Origin of the sequence: Lebetimonas sp. JS138 (genome assembly GCF_000523335.1) — a bacterium.
Lineage (GTDB): Bacteria > Campylobacterota > Campylobacteria > Campylobacterales > Nautiliaceae > Lebetimonas.
In genome coordinates this window covers 328,051-353,154 of the sequence record NZ_ATHT01000001.1, presented here as the reverse complement: position 1 = coordinate 353,154, position 25,104 = coordinate 328,051, and the positions used below count along the sequence as shown (strand labels likewise).

Here is a 25,104-nt window from a genome sequence, read left to right as displayed (position 1 = left end):
AAATGGTGAGTAGTGAGTTGTGAAAATTGACAAAATAGTTTTGTTTTGATATTTTGCTATTAAAAAAGGTACGCGGTGTTTAAATTCAGTGAATTTTCGGATATGTGTATAAAATGTGGAAAGTGTATTCCGGGATGTACAATTCATGGAATAAATCCTGACGAAGCCACATCTCCGAGGGGTTTTTTGGATCTCTTGAAGGGTGTCGAAGTTGGTGAAATTGAGCTTGATAAAAATGCAAAAGATATTTTTGAAAGCTGTTTTTTGTGTAACCAGTGTGTTGAAATATGCCCCAATTCTATTCCCACCGATTTTATGATTGAAAATGTTAGAGCCGAAATTGCCGAAAAATTTGGAATAGCCTGGTTTAAAAGAGCATTTTTTTATCTTTTAAAAAACAGATGGGCTTATGATTTAGTAAGCAGGCTCGGTTTTTATTTTCAGACATGCGGGTTTAAGATCGAGCAAGAAAAAAATGCTATGCGCTCACGTTTTTCCATACCTCTTTTACATAAAGGAAGATTACTCCCTTATTTTAAGAAAAAACCTTTTTTAAAAAAATATCCAGAAAGGATAAAAGCAAAAAATCCTCAAAAAAAAGTTGCTATATTTATCGGATGTATGGCTAATTACAATTATACCGAAGTTGGCGATGCCCTGATAAAAGTGCTTAAATTTTTGAATGTTGATATTTTTATCCCTAAAAAGCAGCTTTGCTGCGGGGCACCGGCTTATTTTACGGGTGATTTTAAAACAGTAAAAGAACTTGTAGAATATAATATTAAATATTTTGAAAGTTTTATCGATGAGGTTGATGCAATTATTGTCCCGGAAGCCACATGTACCGCAATGTTAAAAAAAGATTATGAAGAATTTATAACATACCATATGCCGGAGTGGCTGGAAAGGCATAAAAAAATAAAATCCAAAATTTTTGGAACCACCGAATGGTTTTATAAATATACCGATTTAAAAGAAAGGCTTGCAAAACTTCCAAAAGAAAAAGAAAAAATCACATATCATGATGCGTGTCATTTCGGTAAGGTGTTTAATATAAGAAAAGAACCGAGAGCTCTTATAAGTCAAAATTATCAAATAAATGAAATGGAAAATCCGGATATGTGCTGCGGATTTGGCGGTATTACAATTCAGAGTGAAAAATTTCATCTGGCAAGAAAAGAAGGGTTGAAAAAAGCCGAAATGATTAAAAAGGTAGACGCCGAAATTGTAAGTGCGGAATGCAGTGCATGCAGAATGCAGATAACAGAACATCTTGATAAAGTAGGAGATAATAAAAAATTTATGCATCCTGTCGAACTTATTGCCAAGGCAATAGAAAATGGTGAAAATAGTGAGTAGTGAGTAGAGAAAAGAATAAAAAATGGCTAATTTGATAAATTTTTGGCAGCATATCTACTCTTATATAAATCCTGTTGCCCTTAATATAGGCCCTTTTCATATTCACTGGTATGCAATTATGTATATAACAGCGCTTGTTTTAGGTTATTATTTGGGGATTAAATTCGGTGAAAAAATGGGTTTTAGTAAAAAGATAATAGACGAATATTTTATATGGGCTGAAATAGGAATTATTTTGGGTGCAAGATTCGGATATGTTTTATTTTATATGCCCGGGGATAACAGTTATTATCTGCTTCATCCCTGGGAAATGTTTAACCCGTTTGAAGGCGGAAAATTTGTAGGTATTGCAGGTATGAGTTACCACGGGGCGGTAATAGGATTTATTCTCGCCACTTTGCTTTTTGTAAAGATAAAAAAAATTGATTTGTGGAAACTTGTGGATGTTGTAGCCCTTGCTGTTCCGCTTGCATATATTTTCGGAAGACTCGGTAATTTTTTAAACGAAAGAATTGTCGGCAGAATTACCGATGTTCCCTGGGGGGTTTATATAGACGGTGCTTTAAGGCATCCTATCGGTATATATGAAGCTTTTTTTGAAGGGCTGGTTAGTTTTATAATTATTTACTGGTTTTACAAAAAATTTTACAAATGCAAAGGGGAATTGATAGCATTATATCTTATAACTTATGGAATTTTTAGAAGTCTGTGTGAATTTTGGCGCCAGCCGGATCCTCAGCTTGGATTTATTATCGGTCATATAACAATGGGACAGATTTTAAGTTCTTTTTTGGTTATAATTGGTTTTATAATTTTTTATTACAGGAGAAAAAAATGCAAAAATTAGCAATTGTGGGGGGAGGTATAAGCGGGTTAAGCCTTGCATATTATCTTCAGAATGATTATGAAATAACTGTTTTTGAAAAAGATAAATGGGGCGGAAAAGCCTATACGCAAAAAGTTGGGAATTATCTTTTTGAAGAAGGTGTAAACGGGTTTTTAAATAATTCTCCCAAAACGCTTGAATTATGTGAAAAAATAGGCATAAAACCTATAAAAGCCGATGAAAATGCAAAAATCAGATATATTTATGATGATAAACTGATTAAACTTCCTTCAAAACCTGTTGAATTTTTAACAAGTGATATAATGAGCCTGAAAGGGAAAATTAGGATTTTGAAAGAATTTTTTATAAAACCCGTATGTGAGAGGGAAGAGAGTGTAAAAGAATTTGCAATAAGAAGACTTGGCAAAGAATTTTATAGAAAAATGATGATACCTATGTTGGCCGGTATATACGCCTCTACTCCTGAAATAACTTCTATGAATGCCGCTTTTCCCAAACTGAAAAAAATTGAATGTGAATACGGTTCTCTTTTTAAAGGCATGATTAAATTAAAAAGAGGAGGGGAACCTACGGGGGAACTTCATTCATTTGAATACGGAATGAGTGAATTTATTAATAAACTAAAAGAAAAAACAAAAGCAAATTTTGTAATTAAAGAAATAAAAGATGTAGATGAACTGAAAGATTTTGATAAAATTGTAATAGCTACGGAGGCTTATTCGGCATCAGAAATTTTAAAAAAATATGAAAAACTTTCAGATTTGTTAAAAAAAATTCCTTATAACCCTGTTGCCATTGTCGGACTTGATTTTGAGAGCATAACACCTAAATCTTTCGGTATTTTAACTATTAAAAACAAAACACTTGGCATATTGATGGACAAATATATTTTTCCCAACAGAAATGGAATCAGGGCAATGCTCGGAGGTGCCAGATATTCTGAAATTAAAGATTTAAATGAAGAAGAAATAATTAAAACAGCGCTTGATGATATATATGAAATTATCAAAAATGCTAATCCGAAAATAACGTGGTTAAAGCTTCATAAAAACGCAATTCCTAATTATTCCCTGAGTCATCAGAAATTAGTTGAAGATATATTCACCGAAGCAGAAAAATTTAATATTTATTTAACAGGCAATGCTTATAATGGCATCAGTTTCAATGACTGTATTAAAAATTCTTTCGAACTTGCTGAAAGGTTAAAGAAATGAAAAAATTGTTTTTGATTTTTTTATTTTTGACTTCTATTTTTGCAAATAATATTCATTGGGTAAAAAATTATAAAAATGCATTTGAACTGGCTAAAAAAGAGCATAAGCTTTTAATGGTCGATATTTCCGTTCATCACTGTCCTCCATGTTGGTATATGGCAAATATTGTTTATAAATACAAACCTGTAATTGATTATGTAAACAAAAATTTTATACCTATATTTATTTATGCCGATACAGACAGAGTTCCCATTGAGTTTTCTGTTTATTTTACTGGTGCGGCTCCTAATGTATTGTTGATTACACCTGATGATAAGCTTTATTACAGAATTTTCGGTTCAAGATCGGCCAAAATTTTTCTTGAAATTTTAAAACAGTATAACGAAAAATATCAAAAAGGCAAATAATGGAAAATATGGTTTATTCTCTGTTTGATTATTTTGACAAGATGCCTTTTGTCGTAAGTTTTATCGCAGGTGTTCTTTCATTTTTTTCTCCCTGTGTATTGCCTCTTGTGCCGATATATTTTTTTTATATAACAGGAATAAGTGCAAAAGAAATTGAACAGAGGAATTTAAATAAAAAAGAAAGACTTAAAATTTTAATTAATTCCTTTTTGTTTATTTTGGGTTTTGCTTTGGTATTTGTTTTGATTGGTGCAGCTGCCGCAAATTTAATAGGTAATATATTTGCAAATAAATGGTTAAATGTAATTGCAGGTATTATAATAGTTGTTTTTGGTCTTAATATTGGAGGTTTTATTAAATTTAAAATTTTTCAGTATGAAAAAAGATTAAATCTGCAAAATGCCGGGAGTTTTTTACTTGGAGTTTCCTTTGCATTTGGATGGACACCATGTATAGGGCCTATATTTGGCACAATTGTTGGAATGGCGGCAACCGACCCGGCAAAAAGTGTTTCTATGATGATTGTTTATTCTCTCGGGCTTGCTCTTCCGTTTTTACTTATGGCTATTTTTACCGTTTGGAGTATCAGATTTATACAAAAAGCAAAAAATTATATGGGTTTAATTGAAAAAGCAAGCGGTATTTTGTTAATATTAGTAGGTATTTATTTTTTTTATAAAGGAATTAAATAAATTAAATAAGGAGAAACAATGGATGCTGTAAAAGAATATTGGAGTGATAAAACTTTTTTACTCGGGATGTTTTTATGTATAATAGGAACCCTTTTGGGAGCTGTAGGAGTAGTTACGTCAGCAGTTTTAATAGAATTGACAGGTATAATTTTAATGATGCTGATAATTTATAAAATTGAATTATAATAAAAAGGGATAATATGAAAAAATTATTTGTATTTATAGGATTGGCCGGATTTTTATTCGCAGGCGATAACTGTGCTATGTGCCATAACGGCGGTATGGCTAAAAAATTAGATACACTAACTCCAGCTCAAATCGAAGCAAAAATGAAAGAATATAAAGCCGGAAAAGGTAATCCTATGATGGTTAATGTTGCAAAAGGTTTAAAAGAAGCTGATATCAAAAGAGTAGCAAAAGAATTTGGTAAAAAATAAAATAGAAATTCCAAAACAAATATTTGATTTGTTTTGGAAAATTAATATAAAATAATTTAATAAATAAAAAAATTATATCTTTATGATTAGCAATAATAAGTGCCAGACACTTTAAAATGTATTATTGAAAACAATGCCCAAAAAGGGCAAAGAAATTATTCGTGAGTAACAACAGGCATTGGCGGTTCGTTTTCAAGAACTTTTTTGGCGCTGCCGTATTTTTTAAGCATTTTCATTCTGTAGTTGTAAATGTCTTGCATTTCTCTTATATCTTGCATTACTTGGAAAACACCATGCCAGTGAGCATAATCCGGGCTTCCCATTGCTGCACCTTGTCTCATTCTTCTACCTTCATGATGCCATAGATAATAATATAATTTAAAGAACGGATCACTCCATACGTCAGATTTTATTAAACCTTTAGCTTTTAGCTCTTTTAGCATTTTATTTGCCGCATTAAAGTAATTATTATAATTTTTTACCTGAGCGTCAACTCTTTGGAAATAGTTGTTTACAAATGTAGCTTCATGACAAGCCGCACAAACTTGTTTCATCTGGCTCTTGCAGCTTCAGGTCCCTGTGGATTACCTGCTTTTGGATTACCTCTTAATATAGTTTTTCCAGGTATGATTTTTCCGCCATGACTCCAGAACGCCCATCCGGCTGTTTCAGCACCTTTTGTTCTTAAGAAACTTTTTGGTGCCCATAAATTCCATTTTAGTCTAAGTGAAACATTGTGAGTTGCTTTAAGTCCGTTAATTCCACTCATATGACATGTAAAACATGTTGCGGCTCTAAGGGTTTTACCTGGAATTTGTTTTCCTGTTTCAAAATTGTAATCTTTTTCATTTGTATCAAAAATATGCCCGTGAACACTTGATTCAAAAATTTCTTTATCCGGATGGTCCGGCCCTAAGTGACAGTTTGAACATGCTGCTGGCTGTCTTGCTTCGGCAGCTGAGAATTTATGTCTGCTGTGGCATGCTAAACAGTTTCCAACGCCTCCATCTGGATAAAGTGTGGCTATACCGTCACTTGGCCATGTTGCCGCATCCGGTCTGCCTTGAGAATCTAATTTTACAGTTGTTCCGTGGCATTGTACACAAATATTTGCAACGCCTAAATCTGCCTGTCTTGGATTGTTTTGGTTTGAAGCGAATACAGAATTGTCTTTTCTGATTCCCGCAGCCATTTTTTTTGCACTGTAACCGTTTAATGAAGGATGTTTTCCTTTCATATTTTCATAGTTATACGCAAGTTTGCTCATTAAAAAGCCGTGTTTACCCATATTTGATGCCAACCATTGTGCTGCACCTCTTGCATGTCCTGAATTAAGGTATTCTGTAACTTCTTTTGCGTGACATTTTGCACATGTTACGGATGAAACCGCAATTTGAACTGTCCAATTTTTTCCCTGCATAGGGTGCGCTTTAAATGCAGTTGGATAATCTTTTGGTACAACGTGACACTGCACACATCCGACACCTGCTTTTGCATGTTTTGAATGTTGCCAGTCAGCTACAATACCAGGATCTTGAGCTTTATGACACATTAAACACTGCTCATTTGTAACCGCAGGATTTGGTTTGAAATTTTTAAGTTTTACATAATTTGGGTTTGAATCCAAACTGTTTGCAGCAAATGCTACACTTGTTAGTGCTGCAATACTAACTCCGGCTGAAAGTGCCTTTTTCATTTTGTCTCCTTTGAGTTTATTTTTACTCTTTAATATTGTATTATAAAAAAGTGTCCAAAAAGTGCCAAAATTAACTTTTTATTAAATTAATATTTATTTTTTAAACTTCCTTTATAATTTATTTCTTCGGCTTTTTTTTCTGTATTGAGTTCTTTTACAGTTTGATTAATATCAATATTTTCTCTTAATTTGTCCAATTCTTCTTCATTATAACTCATATGCATATTTGCACTTATTATAAAAGGCATATCTTCTATTTTGGAAAGTTTTTCAATTTCTTCTTCAACATTTTCCCCTTCTATTGTAATAATAATTATTCCTTTTTCTTTATCGCCTATATGAACATCACATAAATCACTTTCCATAAGATTCATATAAACCGCATCATAATGCTCAGGTTTTGTTTTAACTATTATACTTGATATATTCATTTGTTCTCCTTTAATTTCCAAATTATAATTTCTGCCGGTGAAAAACTAATAATTTCATTATTTTTAATAAATTTTAACCCGTTTAGTGCCATTGTGTGTCCTTTTAATGTTTGTATAAGTTTATTATTCATATCAAATATCGCAATATTGTTTTTTTCATTATATTGAATTGCATAATATTTTAAATTTGGTGAAATACCTGCTGCATAAGGTAAAAATTTTACGTTGTTTTCAACTGTAAAATTATCATATTTTAAATTATAAATACTTACTTTTCTGTCCTCACTGGCATTTAAAATTAAATATTTTTTAAAATCGAGAGTTAATGTTTTCCCTTTGTTAAAGCCTTTTACGGTTTTAACCGTTTTTCCATTTTTTATATCTATAATTGTTACAATACCGCTTTCATCTCCGAATGCGGCAAGATTTTTATCTTTATTTAAAACAAAAAGGGAAAAAACATAATTTCCTATCTGTTTGTGATAAATTTCTTTTTTTAATTTCAAATCAAATAAAATTGCCTCATCAGCAAGTGTACCTATTAAAATCTTGTTTTTTGAAATATATTTTGCTTCTATTAAATTTTCTTTTGTAGAAAATATTTTTGTTAATTTTTTTGTTTTAAAATTATATAAATAGATTATTTTAAATGCATTTTCCCCCTGGGCAAGAATTAATAAATTGTTATTTTCAGGCGATATATCGAGTGAATATATCGGCATGGGAATCAGTTCATCCATAAAATCGTGTATTTTTGGTAGGATTATTGTATTTATATTTTTAAGTGTTTTAAAATTTTTTATAATAATTTCACCGTTTTCAAGTCCGGCGATTAAATATTTTTTATTAAATGTAAGTTTTGAAATATAACTTGGGTATATGATTTTTTTATAAGCAAACAGATTTATAATTATCAAAAATAAAATTATTAATTTTTTCATTTTCTTCCTTTATTTAACTATTAATTCTATCGAATCATTGGGGCAAACACCTATGCAAAACCCGCATGCCGTGCATTTATCTAAATCAATCACTGGATTAAACATTCCTTTATAAATTATTGCTTCTTTTTCGCAAATATCTTGACAGGAATAACAGATTGTATTATTCCAGGCAAGGCATTTTCTTGTATTGATTATAAATTCGGCATTTATTTTATTTTTTTTATATTCGGTTTTTAAAACTTTCCCACATGCTTTTGCACATTCATCGCAAAAAGTGCAGCCGTTAAATGCAAAATTTAAAATAGGAATTTCATTATTTAATTTTATTATTTTTTCGGGGCAGGCTTTAACACAGGCTTTTTCATTACATTCAATACAATTTAAAAAATCTTCTTTTTTTTTATAATATGGAGGGTATAGAAAAGATTTAAAAGGAGAGGTTACTCTCCTGAAAAAATTTCTTTTTGATTTATCTAACATTACATTCCTGTGTTTGCTTTTAAATTTTCAAATTTATTTTCAACAACAGGGTTTAATTTTGCCTGAGGAGCATGGCATAATGTACAGTTATATCTGCTTCCAGCAACTTTAGGTTCTTTTTTGTCTCCTTCAAAATTATCAACAAAATGGTCTTTTGGCATAGGTGTAACGCCCATAGCTTTTGCACTTTGAGGCATATGGCAGTTTAGACACATATTGTTTTTGATAGTAATCGGTACCATTCCGTTAACGCTGTGAGGTATCATAGGGGGAGCCGTTACAAAAGATTTTTTATAAAGTTTTACCTGTCCTGGAACCGGTGCCTGATTATTATATTTTACAACCGGTAAATTTTCACTTCCGGCATTTAATGATGTTTGTCTTATACCTGTAACTTTTACTGTTTTTTCAGATGTCTTTTGAGTGTTTGCCATTTGACATCCTGTTAATATTGCCGCAGCAGTTAAAGAGCTAATTATTAGCTTTTTCATTTTTTTCTCCTTTTATGTAATTTCTAATAGAAAATTTTAGTGCATTATCTTCGCACACTTCAATACATCTTCCGCAGTTTGAACACTCAATTCCTGATATAAAATCGCTTTTTTTCCCGATTATAGGTGCTAAAACCTGTGGTTCCGGGCAAATCATCAGACAGTTACCGCAATTTGTGCAATTGTCTTTATTATGTTTTACTCTGATTAAACTTTTAGCCCCTATTATTGAATAAGTGGCCCCTAACGGGCAAACATGTCCGCACCACCCGTTTTTTAAAACAAAAGCATCGAATAAAAATATAGCTATCAGCCATACCCATCCAAATCCTAGTGAAAATGCAACACCTCTTGTAAAAATACCGATAGGAGAGATAAATTCAAATGCGGCTGCGCCGCTTATGGCTGAAATTATAAGTAAAATACCGGCAAACCAGTATCTGAAATTTTTAATCTTCATAGCACTTATTAAATTGTCTTTTTCATGATGTGTTTTTCTTCTAAGCCATGCGGCCAAATCTGTAATCATATTTACAGGGCAAACCCAGGAACAAAACGCACGTCCTCCGATAAGAGCATAAAAAACAGCAATAATAATAACTCCTACAATCATATCGGTACTTATTACGGCACCAGCAAAAAGCATTTGTAAAAATGCATACGGGTCCGTTAAAGGAATTTTGCCAAAAATTTTAGATAAACTTAAATTTCCAACGAGTATTTTCCATCCCCACGCATTAGCGCCAAAATATAAAAATAAAATTGTAAGCTGGGATATCCTTCTTAAGATTAAATATCTGTTTTTAATTATTGATTCCATTTTATACCTTGATTTAAGTTATTTAATGGGCTTTTTTTACTCCAAGGTGTTTTTGTCGTTGTTTTTGTTGATGCGTTTTTAACCCTTTGCTGGTCTTTTTTACTCCATCCTTTAACGTATCTGTCTCCCGCTTTTCCAAGAAAAACTTCTCTTGGGAATATTTTAATGGCTGCTTTTTCAGTAACACATGCTCTTTCGCACATTCCGCAGCCTGTGCAATATTCTTCGTGAACAACAGGAATCCTGTAAGCGTGTTTTCCTGTTCTTTTATTTTGTTTCCATTCAATAGTTATAGCTTTATCCATTTCCGGGCATGCTCTGTAACATGCTGTACATTGAAGACCCCAAAAAGCAATACAGCTGCTCGGGTCTATTACAGCAATTCCCATTTTTGCCGAGTCAATTGTAACTTCGCCTTTATCATTTTTGCACATTTCAGGTGTTAAAGCACCTGTTGGACATGCATACATACACGGAATATCATCGCACATAAAACAAGGCCCCGTTCTTGCTATAAAAAAAGGTGTACCGATTGGAGCATTATCTCCGGGACTTGCCAATTTTAAGGTATCAATTTCCTCTCCGTTTATTATCATCTTATTTTCTCTGTTTTTACATGCTTCAACACATAATCCGCATCTTATGCATGTTTTTATAAAATCTCTCTCTTCTAATGCCCCGGGAGGTCTAAGAGTTAAAGGTTTAACCTTATCTTCCTCTACAAAAGCTCCGACAACAGTGCCGGCAACAGCAGACGCAGCTGCTGCCTGAGCCATTTGTGTTAAAAATCCTCTTCTATCCAAAATTTACCTTTATGCTTTATAAATTTTAACTGCCGCTTTTTTGTAATCTGTCTCTTTACTCATAGGACAGGTTGCATCAAGACAAACTTTATTGATTAATATTTTTTCATCAAACCATGGAACCATTACAAGTCCTCTTGGAGGTTTGTTTCTTCCTCTTGTCTCAACCCTTGCTTTAACTTTACCACGTCTGCTTTCAATTACAACTAAATCAAATCTTTGTAAACCTAGAGCTTTTGCATCTTTTGGATTCATATAACAAAGTGCTTCCGGCATTGCTCTATAAAGCTCTGGTACTCTCATGGTCATAGTTCCACTATGCCAGTGTTCAAGAACCCTACCAGTGCAAAGCCAGAAATTATATCCGTCTTTATCATATTTAGGGTCTTCTGGATGAACCATAAACGGTCTGAAGAATATTTTTGCTTTGTTTGCCAAATGAACTTTACCCATTGATTTAACAGGATGAGCCAGATTTCCTCTTTTAATTGTTTTTAAAAGCGATCCGTAAAATGCAAATTTTTCACCTGGTTTTGCGAATTTTCTTGCATATGGGTCATATTCAGTGTTAAATCTCCATTTTGTTTCTTTTCCATTAACTACAGGCCATCTTAGACCTCTTACTTTTTGATATGTATCAAAATCTGCCAGGTCATGTCCATGACCAATACCAAATTTTCTGTATTCTTCCCATAAAGCTTTTTGAATAAAGAATCCATAACCAGTAAACGGTTTGCCGTCACTTCCTATAATTTCTCTGCCGTCTCCCGCTGCTTCAGTATTTGGATGAAGTTTTCCTGTTTGTGGATTTTTGGCAATAGGATCTGGCCATGGGAAGTTTTTGCGATATTCTTCTCTATTATAAAGTACATCATATAATGTGTCTTCAGGTGAATAACCCATTTTTTTAGCTTCTTCCAATATGCCATACTTCTTTTAATTTAAATCTTTTTGAAAATTCTACCATTGTCCAAATATCTGTCATTGCATTTCCAGGGGCTACAACCTGCTGTCTCCAGTGTTGGGTTCTTCTTTCAGCATTACCATATGCCCCCCATTTTTCATAAATCATAGCCACTGGTAAAATTAAATCTGCCACTCTTGCGCTGACTCCAGGATAACATTCATTTACAACAATAAAGTTATCCATGGTTCTTGCCATTTTCAACCAGTGGTTAGCATTTGCAGTATTTTGCCAAGGGTTGTTTACATGAACCCATGCCCATTTAATTTTTCCTGGTTCCATATCCCTCATAATTTTTACAAAATGGCTTCCTACTTTTGGATTAATAGTTCCATATGGTATTTTCCATAATTTTTCTGTAATTTTTCTGTGTTTTGGATTTGCTACTAATAAGTCTGCCGGAAGTCTGTGGGCAAATGTTCCAACTTCCCTTGCAGTTCCGCATGCACTCGGCTGACCTGTTAGAGAGAATGCTCCGCTTCCCGGAACTGATTGCTTTCCAAGAAGTAAATGAACCATATAAACTATTTCATTAATCCAGCTACCTCTTACATGCTGATTGAATCCCATTGTCCAGAAAGATACAACTTTTCTGTTTGGATTAATATATAAATCAGCTAATTTTTTTAGTTTTGCTTTAAAACTTTCAATGCTTTCATCAGGGTCGCCTTTTGCAACGCTTGCTACATAATCAAGTGTATAAGGTTCAACCGCTTTTTTAAATTCATCAAAAGTTATTTGCCAATGGAAAAACGGTGCGTGACCTTTTCTGTGAGTCATTTCCATTTTTTCTCCGGCTTTCCATTTGCCGATTGCGCTTAATGCCACTGCTTCTTCTTTGCTTACTTCTTTTGCAGCCTGTTTTTTAATTGTTTGCATTTCTTTATCTGAATATCCAAGTTTTTTAGCTACACTTGGTTCTCTCATACCGTAACCTGTATCTACGGTTCCAGTTGCAAAGATGGTATGTTTTTTTACAAAATCCCAGTTTACGGCATTTCTTTTTATAATTTCCCTTCCGATATAATTCATAATTGCGAGGTCTGTATTTGGTCTGAAAATAATTTCCATATCTGCAAGATTTGAACATCTGTTTCTATAAGTTGAAAGATTAACTACTTTATATTTATCAGGATTGTTTAATTTTGCATCACTAACTCTACTCCAAAGAATCGGGTGCATTTCGGCCATATTCGCACCCCAGGTTATTACTGTGTCGGTAAGTTCTATATCATCATAACAACCGGCTGGTTCATCAATTCCAAATGTTTGATAAAATCCTACAACGGCGCTTGCCATACAGTGTCTTGCATTAGGATCGATATTGTTGCTTCTCCATCCGGCTTTAACTAATTTTACAGCCGCATAACCTTCCTGAATTGTATATTGGCCGGAACCGAATATTGCAACACCTGTTGGCCCCAATTCATTGTAATATTTTTTAAACTGTTTTTCCATTTCATCAAATGCCCTTTTCCAGCTGACTGGTCTAAACGGAGCATTTTTGCTGAAATTTCCATTTTCATCAAGCCTTAATAACGGCTGGGTAAGTCTGTCTGCACCATACATAATTTTTGCGTTGAAATAACCTTTAATACAGTTAATACCCCTGTTTACCGGAGCTTCTGGGTCACCTTTTACAGCAACGATTTTTCCTCCTTTTGTAGCAACCATAATACCGCATCCGGTTCCACAGAAACGGCATACGGCTTTATCCCATTGCCATCCTTCTTCACTTGCTTCGGCCTGTGCTTTTAATTCTTCCGGAACAGTAATTCCAGCTGCACTAGCCGCTGCCACTGCGGCAGTTGTTTTTAAAAAATCTCTTCTTGTCATTGACATAAGCACTCCTTTTTCGCTTTTTAACACTATTATGATACAACTTATTGACAAAAATGTTACATATTTTTATAATAAATTTAATTTTAAGGCACTTTATAAGCACATTTACGGCACTTAAAAGGCACTCTTTATGATAAAATTAAACAATTATTTTAAATAAGGAAAAAAAATGAAAATACTTTTGGTAGAAGACGATGAATTTATCGGTGAGAGTATAAAAGAATATTTTGAAATGAGCGGAAATAAAGTGGATTATTATTCAACTCCCAAAAGGGCGCTTGAAAAGATTTATCCTGAGCATTATGATATATATTTATTGGATATAAATATGCCCGAAATGAACGGATATGAATTTTATAAAGAATTAAAAAATTATTCTTCTTCAACACCGGTGATTTTTATAACCGCTTATTCAGATGTAGAACATATTGAAAAAGCCTTTAATATTGGTGCTGCCGATTATATTAAAAAACCTTTTGATTTAAAAGAGCTTGAACTGAGAATAAAAAGGCTTGTTTTCAAAAAAACGGACAGGATAAAAATTACAGCAAATTATTCATTTGATATAAAAAAATTAAAGCTTTTTTATAATGATAAAGAAGTGGAACTTACCCCCAATGAGAAATATTTTTTGGAAATTCTGGTTAAAAATATTAACAATGTTGTAGATTCCGAAACAATTAAAGATTATGTCTGGGAAGAAAAAGCCATTTGTGACAATACTTTAAGAACACAGGTTAAAAAATTAAGGAGTAAATTAAAAGAAAATTTTATTAAAAATGTAAGAGGATGCGGATATAAAATTGAAAAAAAACAGTGAATTTAAGTTTGATTTAACAATAGCCTTTGCTTTATTTGCCTTTTTGATAATTATTGTTGTTATATACATAAGTATATATTTTTTTACAAACATTGAAAATGAAAATTTTCAGCAGAATGTAATTTTATATGCTAAAAATTTGGTAAAAGAATATAAAACAAAAAAGCAAAAAGCTGTAAATAAGGCTATTGCAATATCAAAAAGTCCGTTAATTTCAAGTGAGTTTAACATTAATGAAAATCTGCTTTTCGGGGTTTTTAAACTTATTCTTTCAAGTGAAGACAATATATATAAAATTTCTTTAATACAAAACAATAAAAATATTTATTGTAAAAAAAATAATTCTATAGCGTGTTTAATAAATCAATCACAAAAACCGAAATTAAAGACTTTGATTTTAAAAGAAAATATAAAAAATCATAATGTTGTTTTTAATATTTCGGTACCTCTTAAAAATAAAGTTTTAAATATTGTTTATAAATATAAAAATATTTTTGAAAAATATAACGATATGTTTAACATTATGGTTATAGATAAAAAAGGAAAAATCTATTACAGTGATTTTACAAATGCCAAATATATATATGACATATACGGATACCCTGTTGTAGATTTAATGAAAAAATCCCAGGGGTTTATAAGTAATGATATTTATGTGCTGAATTTTAATGACAAATATAACATTATTTTTTTACAGAACAAGAAATTAATCCGCGAAACAAGTGAAATCTCCAAAAAACTGGCAATTATTATGATGATTTTATCTGTTTTTGTCGCAGTTCCTCTCGGAATATTTTTTTCAAGACCTTTATATAATTATTATAACGAACTTGATAAAAAAATAGATAAAGAGGTAGCAAAAGTAAAAGAGAATGAACAGCTTTTAATGCAGCAGTCCAAACTTGCGGCTTTGGGAGAGATGCTTGGAAATATAGCGCATCAGTGGAGACACCCTTTAACACATCTTTCCTTGCTTGTACAAAATATTGAAATAGCATATAAAAAAAATAAAATAGATGAAAAATATATCCAAAATTTTAAAAATAAGGCAATTAAACAGATAGAATACATGTCCAAAACGATAGACGATTTCAGGAACTTTTTTAAAGAAGATAAAGAAAAGAAAGAATTTAATATCAATGAATCTGTTAAAGAAGTTCTGTTTTTATTGGAAGGAAGACTTAAAAATCACAATATCGATGTGGAATTAATTGAAAAAAAAGAAAAAAATATTATAGGTTTCAAAAATGAATTTTTACAGGTAATTATGAATATAATAAATAATGCAGTAGATGTTTTGAATGAAAGAAATATAAAAAATAAAAAAATCTGGATTAAAATAGGAGAAAAAATAGAAATAGAAGATAATGCCGGAGGTATTAGAAAAGATATTTTTGATAAAATTTTTGAGCCTTATTTTACAACCAAATTTCAATCCCAGGGGACTGGAATAGGGCTTTATATGAGTAAAATAATTATTACAAAGCACTTTAACGGTAATTTACACGCATATAATTCAAATAATGGGGCGGTTTTTGTAATAAAAATTTAAAAAGCACTTTTTAAGCACGAAATATATATATAATATCAATAAAAAAAGGAAATCAATGAAAAAAACAACACTCGGCGCATTGATTATAGGCGCAATTATCGGGCTTGGAATTTCGTATTTTGCAGCGGTAATGGTGGATGTTACAGGGACGCCTCAATTTTGTGGAAGCTGTCATGAAATGAAACCGGAGGTTAGCAGTTTTGAATTCAGTGTGCACGGAGGAAACAATCCTCACGGATTTTCTGCCCATCATTGTACCGACTGTCATCTTTCCCATAAAAGTCTGTTTTCTTATCTGTTAACAAAAGGAATTAGCGGTACAAGAGATGCAATGGCTCATATAGGGCTTATTAAAAGAGTGGATTTTAAAGAAAATTTCTGGGAAATGAAAAATTATGTATATGATAATGCGTGTTTGCACTGCCATAAAGGAATAGAAGAACTTAAAGATAAAAACCACGTTGTTGGACTTGATGGGAATATTCAAAAAATTCATAAAATTTATTATTGGAATGTCAAAGAAAACGGAGGAAAAGTCAGCTGTGTAAAATGCCATAACGATTATACAATGCATCATTTTGCACATCCTAATCTTTTAGAAAACTTATCTTCCGAAAAATCGGAATAATTTTTTTTATATACTTAATCAGTATTCATATAATTTTTTTGTTACAATACAGAAAAAAAGGTAATTAAATGAAAAAATGGTTGTTTTTAATGGTTGCCGTTTTTGCTTTTGCGTTTGAATGGAGCGGAAAGGTTAATTGGGCAATGGGTTTTAATGCGGCAAAAAATGTTGCCTCCCAAGAGCATAAACTGATTATGGTCGATGTGTCACTTACAAACTGTCCTCCATGCAGGTATCTTGCCACAAAGGTTTATACTGATGATAAAGTGGCAGGTTTTATTAATAAAAATTTTGTGCCTGTGTTTTATCTTGCGGATCAGGATAATCTGCCTTTGATGGTTCAGAATTATTTTACAGGTTCAACCCCTACAATATTATTTATCAAACCAAACGGGGAACTTTATTACAGGATGATAGGCGCGAGACCTCCTAAGATTTTTTTAAAAATTCTTCAGGATGTAAATCAAAAATATAAGGCTGGTAAATGATAAAAAAAACTTATAATTTTTTCTTTTCTATTGAACTTGCGGTAATACTTTCTTTAATCTTTATTGTTGCAATGGCTGCCGCCACACTGTTAAAAACGGATCTTGAAGCCTGGCAGTATGTTTACGGCACCAAATGGTTTGAACTTATTATGTGGCTTTTGGGAATTAATTTAACAGGGGTAATGTTCAGATATAAAACTTATAAAAAGACGCCTATATTCCTTCTTCATCTTTCTGTAATTGTTATTTTACTCGGTGCAGGAATTACAAGATATTTTGGATATGAGGGAAATTTACATTTAAGAAACGGGCAAAGTGCAAATCAAATAACCGTTATTAAAAACAGGGCCAAACCTACTGATATTGAAATTAAGGATTTGGGCTTTAGGGTAAGGCTTGATAAATTTGTTTTAAAACATTATCCGGGAAGTATGCAGCCCAGCAGTTATGATAGTTTCGTAACAATTATTGACGGGAATAAAAAAATTCATTATCATATTTATATGAATCATATTTTAGTTTATAAAGGATACAGGTTTTATCAGGCAAGTTATGACCCGGACGGAGGCGGAAGTATACTTTCAGTCAATCACGACCCCGGAATGTATGTGACATATCTCGGATATCTGTTAATGGCAATAGGCTTTTTAGCAAGTATGCTTTATAAAAAAAGCAGATTTCAAATCACCGTTAAAAAATTAAAAACAGGTGGTCTTTTTTCATTGCTGTTATTTTTAACATTTCCCCACTCGGCGAATGCTTTTGATATTGATTCTTATATACAAAAATCTAAATCCATTGAATCTGTATGGGAGAGAATTTTGGTGCAAAAAAGCGGCAGAATTGAACCTATGGATACGTTGGATTTGGATATAGCGCATAAAATTACAAAAAAATATAAATTATTGGGAATGGATTATAATCAGATAGTTATGGGAATGCTTGCAAACCCACAATATTTTCAAAAACTGCCCCTTATTTATATAGGTCATCCTAAAATAAGAAAACTCCTGCATTTAAAAGGAAAATATGCACCTTATATCGATTTCTTTTTACCTAACGGGGATTTTAAATTTACAAAAGAGGTGAATAGGGCTTTTGATACACCCGATATTCAAAAAACACTCTTAGACAGGGAATGGATAAAAATAAACGAAAGGGTTTATGTCTCTTTTATGGTTTACACTGCTCAGATTTTTAAAATTTTTCCAACGCCTGATTCAAAAAAAATGAATAATACTTGGTTTTCTCCTTATCAAATTCAAAAAAGTGTAAACAAGGGTATGATGGACCCTTTCAGTGCCACTGCATATTTGAATGTATTTAATTCTTTGGTAAACAGTATAAAAATTTTTGATATAAATGAAATGAAAAAAGCGGCAGATGATATTTATAAACTTCAAAAAACATACACACCCGATATACTTCCTTCCAAAAACAGAATAGAATGGGAAATTAAATACAATCATTTACAAATTTTTCCTATGCTTATAGGCATTTATTCGACACTTGGACTCATTATTATTATTTTAGGATTTATTGAAGTTTTAAGACTTAAAAAATATCCGAAAACCGAACTTTTTTTTGTGGTTTTAGGTGCATTGGCCCTCTTGCTTCATACATTCAATATGGGGCTTAGATGGTATGTAGCAGGACATGCCCCTTGGTCTGATGCGTATGAATCAATTATATTTATTGCATGGGGTGCCGCTTTTGCATCGCTTGTTTTCTTTAGAAAATCAATGCTCGCACTTGGTGCTGGATTATTTGTAGCTGGGATGTTTATGATGGTTGCGCATTTAAACAATATTGACCCTCAAATTACAAACCTGGTTCCGGTATTAAAATCATACTGGCTTTTGGTTCATGTGGCGGTGATTACCTCTAGTTACGGATTTTTAGCAGTCGGGGCGATGCTGGGTCTTCTTAATCTTGTTTTGTTTGCTATTAACAAAGAAAAACTTAAAAAACAAATTAAAGAATTCAATAATATCATTTATATCGCTTTATATATAGGTTTGGCCTTGCTCAGTGTCGGAACATTTCTTGGCGGTGTTTGGGCAAATGAAAGCTGGGGAAGATATTGGAGTTGGGATCCGAAAGAAACATGGAGTTTAATTTCAATGGTGGTTTATGCACTTGTTATTCATGCTAAAATGATGCCAAAACTCAGAGGTGAATTTATTTTTTCATTATTGGCGTTTTTGAGCTTTTTCTTTATTTTAATGACATATTTCGGAGTAAATTTCTATATTGCCCAGGGACTTCACAGTTACGGTCAGGAAGTGGTGAACGGATACGGATGGATTAATATTATTTTTGCCGGAATGGGTGCCTGGTTTGCAGTGGTTATTTTAGGGCTTGCGATGGTGCTGTACCAAAAGGTAAATAAGCCGCTTAAAATAGAAAAAAACGAATATTCGCCAAAGGCTTAAAATGTATTTTATAATAAGTTTTAATTACAGAAATTCAGATATAAATTTAAGGGGAAAGCTTGCCAATTTGAAATTGGAAGATTTTAGAGATTTCAAAGAAGTAATGCTCCTTAGCACATGTAACAGATTCGAAGTTTTTTTTGATCAAAAAAGAGATTTGAATGAGCTGTTTGAAAAAGCTTTTTCAAAGGTAATTACAAAAGAAGAATTTACCAGTGCCGAAATTTATGAAGGTAGAGATGCTATAAGGCATACTTTTAGGGTTGCTGCAAGTCTGGATTCGATGGTTGTAGGCGAAGCACAGATTACAGGGCAGCTTAAGGAAGCTTTTTTAAAAGCTTATGAAAAACATTATATGGCTCAGGATTTGACAAGACTTATTCATTTTTCTTTTAAATGTGCAAAAAAAGTCAGAAATCAGACACAAATTTCAGAAGAACCTGTTTCTGTGGCATCAATTGCCGTAAAAAAAGCAAAAGACAGACTCGATAATTTAAGCGGTTATTCCGCTGTTGTTGTAGGAGTGGGTGATACTGCCAAAATTGTATGCAAAAATTTGATAAAAGAAGGTGTTAATATAATTTTGGTTAACAGAACCGTGGAAAACGCATTTGCCCTTAAAGAGGAATTGGGAGATGAGGTGAATATTGACGTGCACCCTTTGGAAAAACTGCCAAAACTTATAAATAATTACAGACTTCTTTTTTCAGCTACCTCATCAAAAGATCCTATTATAAAAAAAGAACATATTAAAGTGACAAATTATCAAAGAATCTGGTTTGATTTGGCAATTCCCTGCGATATAGAAATAACAGAAAATGAAGCTATAGAAATTATTAAAGTCGATGATTTAAAAAATATATCCGAAGAAAATCTTAAAAAAAGAAAAAAAGAACTTGTTTTTGCAAATGATTTAATAGAAAAATGCGTTGTTGAATTTTATAAATATCTTCAGTCGGTATCAATTGAACCTATTATAAAATTTTTGCAGGATAAAGCTAAACAGTGTGCTGGGGCTTCGTTGGAAAATGCTGTGAAAAAAATAATATTCCGGCTGAATATAAAGAGGAAGTGGAAAAGTACTTCATAATGCATTTAAAAGGTTTTTACACAATCCCAATATAACTCTTAAAAAATAGGTCGTGATTCCCCGGAAGTTGATATTTTAGTTTCATCTTTAAAAAGACTTTTTAATTTAAAAGGTGATATTTTGGATATTAATAAATGTGATTATCATATGGATAAGGGGATACTTAAATAGAGAATAGTGAATTGTGAGTAGTGAGATGAAAGGAATAAGATGATTTTTATTGATGCCTGTTTTGGGAAAAAAACTCCATATACCCCTGTTTGGATGATGAGGCAGGCGGGGAGGTATCTTCCTGAATATATGGAAATTAGAAGGAAAGTTGGTAATTTTTTGGATATGACAAAAAATCCTGCAATTGCCGCTGAAATTACTATTCAGCCTGTGAGACACCTTAATGTGGACGCTGCTATTTTATTTAGCGATATACTTAATCTTCCAATGGAAATGGGGTTACCTCTGAGGTTCGAAAAAGGGGTCGGTCCCGTTTTTGACAAAACAATAGATTCTGAAGAAGATATAGACAGACTTGATTGCAGGGCAGATAAAAAAATATCTTATGTGTATGAAGCGGTAAAAATAATAAGAAGTGAATTAAGTAAAGAAAAAGCTTTAATCGGATTTTGCGGGAGTCCTTGGACAATTGCCACTTATATGGTGGAAGGAAGGGGAAGCAAACAATATGCAAAAATAAAAAGGATGGTTTATACAAATCCTATGATGCTTCATAGACTATTAGCTTTTAATACCAGAGAATTAATTGAATATCTTTCAAATCAGATTGAATCCGGAGCGAACGCCGTAATGGTTTTTGACAGCTGGGGCGGTGCGCTTGAAAGGGATAAATTTTTTGAATTTTCCTGGAATTATATGAAAACAATTTCAAAAGAGATAAAAGAAAAATATCCAAATGTTCCTGTAATACTTTTTAGTAAAGGTGTAGGGCTTTATATGAGTGATATGGACGGGGATTTTGATGTATTGGGGGTTGATTGGAATACGCCAATGGATTATGCTCTTGAAATTTTTCAAGATAATTATACCCTTCAGGGAAATATGGAACCGACGCGTCTTTATTCAAAAAGTGCGACAAAAGAGGCTGTTGAAAAAATTGCTAATACAATGCAAGGGCACAGACATATATTCAATTTGGGGCATGGAATTTTACCGGATGTGTCTGTGGATAATGCAAAATATTTTGTGGATTTATGTAAAGAAATTACGTTAAAAAGAGGATGAAGGATTTAGGAATAAGGATTAAGAAAAATAAAATGTACAGTGAAAAAGGAGAATAAATGAATTTAAGAAGATTAAGACTTAATGCTAATATCAGGGATTTGGTAAGGGAAAACTATATTACAAAAAATGATTTAATTATGCCTGTTTTTATAAAAGAGGGGCTTGATGGTAAAAATGAAATTCCTTCAATGCCGGGAATTTATCAAAACGGAGAAAATGCTTTTTTGGATGAAATAAATGAGTGTATAAACCTTGGAATAAAAGCCGTAATTTTGTTTGGAATCCCAAAACTAAAAGATTCATGCGGAAGCGATGCTTTAAGCGAAGAAGGGCTGATTGCCAGAAGTGTAAGAAAAGCCAAAGAGACTTTCGGCGATAAAATAGCCATTATTACAGATTTATGTTTTTGTGAATTTACTGACCACGGGCACTGTGGAATTATTAATCCGAAACTAAAAACGGTTGATAACGAGGCAACTCTTGAAATCAGCGCAAAACAGGCACTAATTCATGCCAAGGCAGGAGCAGATATGATAGCACCGAGCGGTATGATGGATGATATTGTCATTACTTTAAGAGATGCTCTTGATAATAACGGCTTTTCGCATATTCCGATTATGAGTTATTCAACCAAATTTGCTAGCGCATTTTACGGACCGTTCAGGGATGCCGCTGAGAGTGCACCTGTCGCAAACGAATATCTCCCAAAAAATAGAAAAACATATCAAATGGATACGGCAAATGCAAGGGAAGCTCTGCTTGAAAGCTTAATAGATGAAGAACAAGGCGCTGATATTTTAATGGTAAAACCTGCTCTTAGCTTTATGGATATTATAAAAACGGTTAAAGAAAATACACTTAAGCCTCTTTGCATTTATAATGTAAGCGGGGAATATTCCATGGTAAAAGCGGCAAGTATGAATGGTTGGATGGATTATTCTACATTAATGATGGAAATTTTAACAAGCTTTAAAAGAGCCGGGGCCGATATGGTTATAAGTTATCACAGTAAAGATGCGGCGAAATTACTTAGTTAAAAATGAAAAGTGAAAAGTGAAAAATTCAAATTGATAATGTATAATATGCAAAAAATTTAAAGGATTTGAATGAAATTGACAATAGCTACTCGCGGGAGTAAATTAGCTTTATGGCAGGCTGAATGGGTTAAAGCAAGGCTTGAAAATCTGGGTCATGAGGTAAGTTTAAAAATTGTGACCACTACAGGGGATAAAATTTTAGATAAGCCTTTAACTGAAATTGGAGGAAAAGGGCTTTTTATTAAAGAGGTTGAAGAAGCCCTTTTAAGAGGAGAAGCCCAGATTGCTGTACATTCTCTTAAAGATTTTCCAACCGAGTATGACACAAAACATTTCACTTTGGCCGCCGTTCCTAAAAGAGAAGCAGTTGAAGATGTTTTTTTAAGTGAAACATTTGAAACACTGGCCGATTTACCTTTTAATGCGGTTGTAGGAACCAGCTCAATTAGACGTGCTATGCAGATTAAAGCTTTCAGGGATGATTTAATAATTAGTGATTTAAGAGGAAATGTCGATACAAGAATCAATAAATTAAAAAACGGTGAATATGACGGAATAATTTTGGCTCATGCTGGAATAAAAAGACTTGGGCTTAAAAAATCGGTTAAATATATAGAAATTATTGACACAGATTTAATTATTCCGGCAATGGGACAGGGGGCTTTGGGAATTGAAACTGTAAATGATGAAAAAGTAATCGCAGCCGTTAAGCCGCTCCATGATTTGAGAACATTTGTAGAAGTCAGTATAGAAAGGGATTTTGTCGATACTTTGAATATGGGATGTCATGCACCTGTGGGGGTAAATGCAAAAATAATGCCTGATGATTCCATTAAAATAAAAGGTATTCTTGAGAGAAATGGTAAGTTAATAAAAAAAGAGGTGGTTATTGCATTTGACGAATGGGAAAATGCAGGAAAAGACTTTGCAAAGGAATTTTTGTAAATAGTGAGTAGTGAGTTGTGAGTGGTGAGTTAGTTGAGAGTTGCCAAGTAGCCAAGTTCCAAGTGAAAAGGTAAAAAATGATAAATGAAAAAATAGATTTTGAAAAACTATCCAAATATTCAAGACACGCACCGAGATATACATCATATCCGACAGCGGTTGAATTTAAGGATTTAAAGCCTGAAGATATTATAAATGAATTTAAAAGCGATAAACCTGTAAGTCTTTATTTTCATCTGCCTTTTTGCAGGAGTGCCTGTTATTTTTGCGGATGCAATGTTGTATATACTTCAAAAGCAGACAAAAGAAAAAGATATATTGAATATTTAAATAAAGAGCTTGAAATATTAAGTGAATATCTTGATACAGGCAGAATTGTCAGACAGCTTCATTTTGGAGGGGGAACACCCACATTTTTCACCCCTGATGAATTAAAAGAAGTTTATGAATTGATTTATAGCTATTTTAAAAATTTTGAGAGTGATGCCGAAATAAGTGTTGAAATAGACCCAAGGTTTTTTTCTAAATCTCATATGGATGTTATGAAAAAATTTGGAGTAAACAGAATCAGTTTTGGAGTTCAGGATTTTAATGAAGCAACTCAAAAGGCTGTTAACAGAATTCAGCCTTTTGAAATAACCAAAGAAGCAGTTGACATTGCAAGGGATGCAGGAATAAAATCGATAAATATCGATTTGATTTACGGCCTTCCTTATCAAAGCTTAGAAACATTTAAGAAAACGCTTGAACTCGTTATTAAGTTAAATCCGGACAGAGTTGCAGTGTTTAACTATGCTCACGTTCCATGGCTTAAAAAAGGTATGAGAAAAATAGATGAAACTACCCTTCCAGCCCTTGAAGAACAACAAAAAATTTTCAAATATGTGATAGATTTTTTTGAAAATAACGGATATATAATGGTTGGAATGGATCATTTTGCAAAGCCTGAGGATGAACTATTTAAAGCGATTGAAAAAGGAGAACTTCACAGGAATTTTCAGGGGTATACCACAAAAGGCGGGGCTGATTTAATAGGAGTCGGCCTTACTTCCATCAGTGAAACTGAGAATGCATATTTTCAAAATTATAAAGATTTAAAAAATTATGAAAGAGTAATAGACGAGGGGAAACTTCCAACATTTAGGGGTATAATTTTAAATAAAGAGGATAAAATCAGAAAATATATAATAATGGAAATGATGGCAAATTTCAGCTTTGATATAAAAAGATTTGAAGAAAAATTTGGTATTAATTTTTTTGATAAATTTAAAAATGAAATAAATGAGCTGCAGGAATTTGTGGACGGGGGACTTGTTGAAATTGACAATAATAAAATAAAAGTCAACAGGACAGGGAGTTTGCTTATTAGAAATATAGTGCTGCCTTTTGATGAATATTTTAAAAAAATGAAAAATCAAAAAGTATTTTCAAAATCTGTATAAATTA

Annotated in this window: 25 protein-coding genes and 1 pseudogene; 17 read left to right on the top strand and 9 right to left on the bottom strand. The window is 32.5% G+C overall.

Annotation, left to right across the window (positions count from 1 at the left end):
* The first annotated feature begins 75 nt into the window (after positions 1-75).
* The 7 genes from DZ67_RS0101925 to DZ67_RS0101895 are packed head-to-tail and all read left to right on the top strand — an operon-like array spanning position 76 to position 4,956.
* Positions 76-1,359, top strand: coding sequence for a (Fe-S)-binding protein (locus DZ67_RS0101925; RefSeq protein WP_024787017.1), 1,284 nt, complete (start codon positions 76-78; stop codon positions 1,357-1,359).
* A gap of 22 nt (positions 1,360-1,381) precedes the next feature.
* The gene (gene lgt / locus DZ67_RS09660) at positions 1,382-2,206 is read left to right on the top strand and encodes a prolipoprotein diacylglyceryl transferase (protein WP_236620000.1); all 825 of its coding nucleotides are present in this window, start codon (positions 1,382-1,384) and stop codon (positions 2,204-2,206) included.
* On the top strand, positions 2,194-3,420 hold the full coding sequence (gene hemG, locus DZ67_RS0101915; protein ID WP_024791728.1) for a protoporphyrinogen oxidase: 1,227 nt from the start codon (positions 2,194-2,196) through the stop codon (positions 3,418-3,420). The genes lgt and hemG overlap by 13 nt, the downstream gene beginning before the upstream one ends.
* Positions 3,417-3,827 (top strand): DUF255 domain-containing protein, encoded by a 411-nt coding sequence (locus DZ67_RS0101910; protein ID WP_024787015.1) that lies wholly within the window; start codon positions 3,417-3,419, stop codon positions 3,825-3,827. The genes hemG and DZ67_RS0101910 overlap by 4 nt, the downstream gene beginning before the upstream one ends.
* On the top strand, positions 3,827-4,519 hold the full coding sequence (locus DZ67_RS0101905) for a cytochrome c biogenesis CcdA family protein (RefSeq protein WP_035907016.1): 693 nt from the start codon (positions 3,827-3,829) through the stop codon (positions 4,517-4,519). Before DZ67_RS0101910 ends, DZ67_RS0101905 begins: the two co-directional genes overlap by 1 nt.
* Positions 4,520-4,537: 18 nt before the next feature.
* On the top strand, positions 4,538-4,705 hold the full coding sequence (locus DZ67_RS10530; RefSeq protein ID WP_156919560.1) for a hypothetical protein: 168 nt from the start codon (positions 4,538-4,540) through the stop codon (positions 4,703-4,705).
* A gap of 14 nt (positions 4,706-4,719) precedes the next feature.
* Positions 4,720-4,956 carry a c-type cytochrome gene (locus DZ67_RS0101895; RefSeq protein ID WP_024787012.1) on the top strand — a complete coding sequence of 79 codons (237 nt, stop codon included), beginning with the start codon at positions 4,720-4,722 and terminating at the stop codon, positions 4,954-4,956.
* 155 nt (positions 4,957-5,111) lie between these two features.
* Here the strand turns inward: DZ67_RS0101895 and DZ67_RS10805 are convergent, their stop codons facing one another.
* From DZ67_RS10805 to napA, 9 genes and pseudogenes are all read right to left on the bottom strand, one after another.
* A complete protein-coding gene (locus tag DZ67_RS10805; protein WP_236619999.1) occupies positions 5,112-5,510 on the bottom strand; it encodes a hypothetical protein in 399 nt (132 codons plus the stop codon).
* Positions 5,507-6,652, bottom strand: a complete 1,146-nt coding sequence (locus DZ67_RS09655) for a multiheme c-type cytochrome (protein WP_236619998.1) — start codon at positions 6,650-6,652, stop codon at positions 5,507-5,509. Before DZ67_RS09655 ends, DZ67_RS10805 begins: the two co-directional genes overlap by 4 nt.
* An 86-nt stretch (positions 6,653-6,738) precedes the next feature.
* Complete coding sequence (locus DZ67_RS0101885) at positions 6,739-7,083, bottom strand: chaperone NapD (protein WP_024789241.1); 345 nt, start codon at positions 7,081-7,083, stop codon at positions 6,739-6,741.
* Positions 7,080-8,024, bottom strand: coding sequence for a nitrate reductase (locus DZ67_RS0101880; RefSeq protein ID WP_024791727.1), 945 nt, complete (start codon positions 8,022-8,024; stop codon positions 7,080-7,082). Before DZ67_RS0101880 ends, DZ67_RS0101885 begins: the two co-directional genes overlap by 4 nt.
* A 9-nt stretch (positions 8,025-8,033) precedes the next feature.
* Complete coding sequence (locus DZ67_RS0101875; protein ID WP_024791726.1) at positions 8,034-8,507, bottom strand: 4Fe-4S dicluster domain-containing protein; 474 nt, start codon at positions 8,505-8,507, stop codon at positions 8,034-8,036.
* Positions 8,507-8,998, bottom strand: a complete 492-nt coding sequence (locus DZ67_RS0101870) for a nitrate reductase cytochrome c-type subunit (protein WP_024791725.1) — start codon at positions 8,996-8,998, stop codon at positions 8,507-8,509. The genes DZ67_RS0101875 and DZ67_RS0101870 overlap by 1 nt, the downstream gene beginning before the upstream one ends.
* Entirely contained in the window at positions 8,979-9,818 is an 840-nt protein-coding gene (gene napH, locus DZ67_RS0101865; protein WP_024791724.1) for a quinol dehydrogenase ferredoxin subunit NapH, read from the bottom strand. The genes DZ67_RS0101870 and napH overlap by 20 nt, the downstream gene beginning before the upstream one ends.
* Complete coding sequence (napG, locus tag DZ67_RS0101860; RefSeq protein ID WP_024791723.1) at positions 9,806-10,621, bottom strand: ferredoxin-type protein NapG; 816 nt, start codon at positions 10,619-10,621, stop codon at positions 9,806-9,808. The genes napH and napG overlap by 13 nt, the downstream gene beginning before the upstream one ends.
* Before the next feature lie 9 nt (positions 10,622-10,630).
* A pseudogene (gene napA, locus DZ67_RS09650) lies at positions 10,631-13,421 on the bottom strand (nitrate reductase catalytic subunit NapA).
* Positions 13,422-13,596: 175 nt separating this feature from the next.
* Between napA and DZ67_RS0101850 the strand changes: the two are divergent.
* From DZ67_RS0101850 to hemN, 10 genes are all read left to right on the top strand, one after another.
* The gene (locus tag DZ67_RS0101850; protein ID WP_024789235.1) at positions 13,597-14,247 is read left to right on the top strand and encodes a response regulator transcription factor; all 651 of its coding nucleotides are present in this window, start codon (positions 13,597-13,599) and stop codon (positions 14,245-14,247) included.
* Entirely contained in the window at positions 14,231-15,799 is a 1,569-nt protein-coding gene (locus DZ67_RS0101845; RefSeq protein ID WP_024791722.1) for a sensor histidine kinase, read from the top strand. Before DZ67_RS0101850 ends, DZ67_RS0101845 begins: the two co-directional genes overlap by 17 nt.
* Before the next feature lie 55 nt (positions 15,800-15,854).
* The gene (locus DZ67_RS0101840; protein WP_024787002.1) at positions 15,855-16,427 is read left to right on the top strand and encodes a cytochrome c3 family protein; all 573 of its coding nucleotides are present in this window, start codon (positions 15,855-15,857) and stop codon (positions 16,425-16,427) included.
* A 68-nt stretch (positions 16,428-16,495) separates the two neighbouring features.
* On the top strand, positions 16,496-16,915 hold the full coding sequence (locus DZ67_RS0101835; protein ID WP_024787001.1) for a thioredoxin family protein: 420 nt from the start codon (positions 16,496-16,498) through the stop codon (positions 16,913-16,915).
* Positions 16,912-19,350: a cytochrome c biogenesis protein CcsA gene (ccsA, locus tag DZ67_RS0101830; RefSeq protein WP_024791721.1), complete on the top strand. Its 2,439-nt coding sequence runs from the start codon at positions 16,912-16,914 to the stop codon at positions 19,348-19,350. Before DZ67_RS0101835 ends, ccsA begins: the two co-directional genes overlap by 4 nt.
* 1 nt (position 19,351) lies before the next feature.
* Positions 19,352-20,440 (top strand): glutamyl-tRNA reductase, encoded by a 1,089-nt coding sequence (gene hemA, locus DZ67_RS09645; protein ID WP_236619995.1) that lies wholly within the window; start codon positions 19,352-19,354, stop codon positions 20,438-20,440.
* A 210-nt stretch (positions 20,441-20,650) separates the two neighbouring features.
* Positions 20,651-21,676, top strand: coding sequence for a uroporphyrinogen decarboxylase (hemE, locus tag DZ67_RS0101820; RefSeq protein WP_024786999.1), 1,026 nt, complete (start codon positions 20,651-20,653; stop codon positions 21,674-21,676).
* A gap of 56 nt (positions 21,677-21,732) precedes the next feature.
* Complete coding sequence (hemB, locus tag DZ67_RS0101815) at positions 21,733-22,713, top strand: porphobilinogen synthase (protein WP_024791720.1); 981 nt, start codon at positions 21,733-21,735, stop codon at positions 22,711-22,713.
* Positions 22,714-22,782: 69 nt separating this feature from the next.
* Positions 22,783-23,658, top strand: coding sequence for a hydroxymethylbilane synthase (hemC, locus tag DZ67_RS09640; RefSeq protein ID WP_035907014.1), 876 nt, complete (start codon positions 22,783-22,785; stop codon positions 23,656-23,658).
* Between the two features lie 77 nt (positions 23,659-23,735).
* Complete coding sequence (hemN, locus tag DZ67_RS0101805) at positions 23,736-25,100, top strand: oxygen-independent coproporphyrinogen III oxidase (RefSeq protein WP_035907009.1); 1,365 nt, start codon at positions 23,736-23,738, stop codon at positions 25,098-25,100.
* The last annotated feature ends 4 nt before the right edge of the window (positions 25,101-25,104 follow it).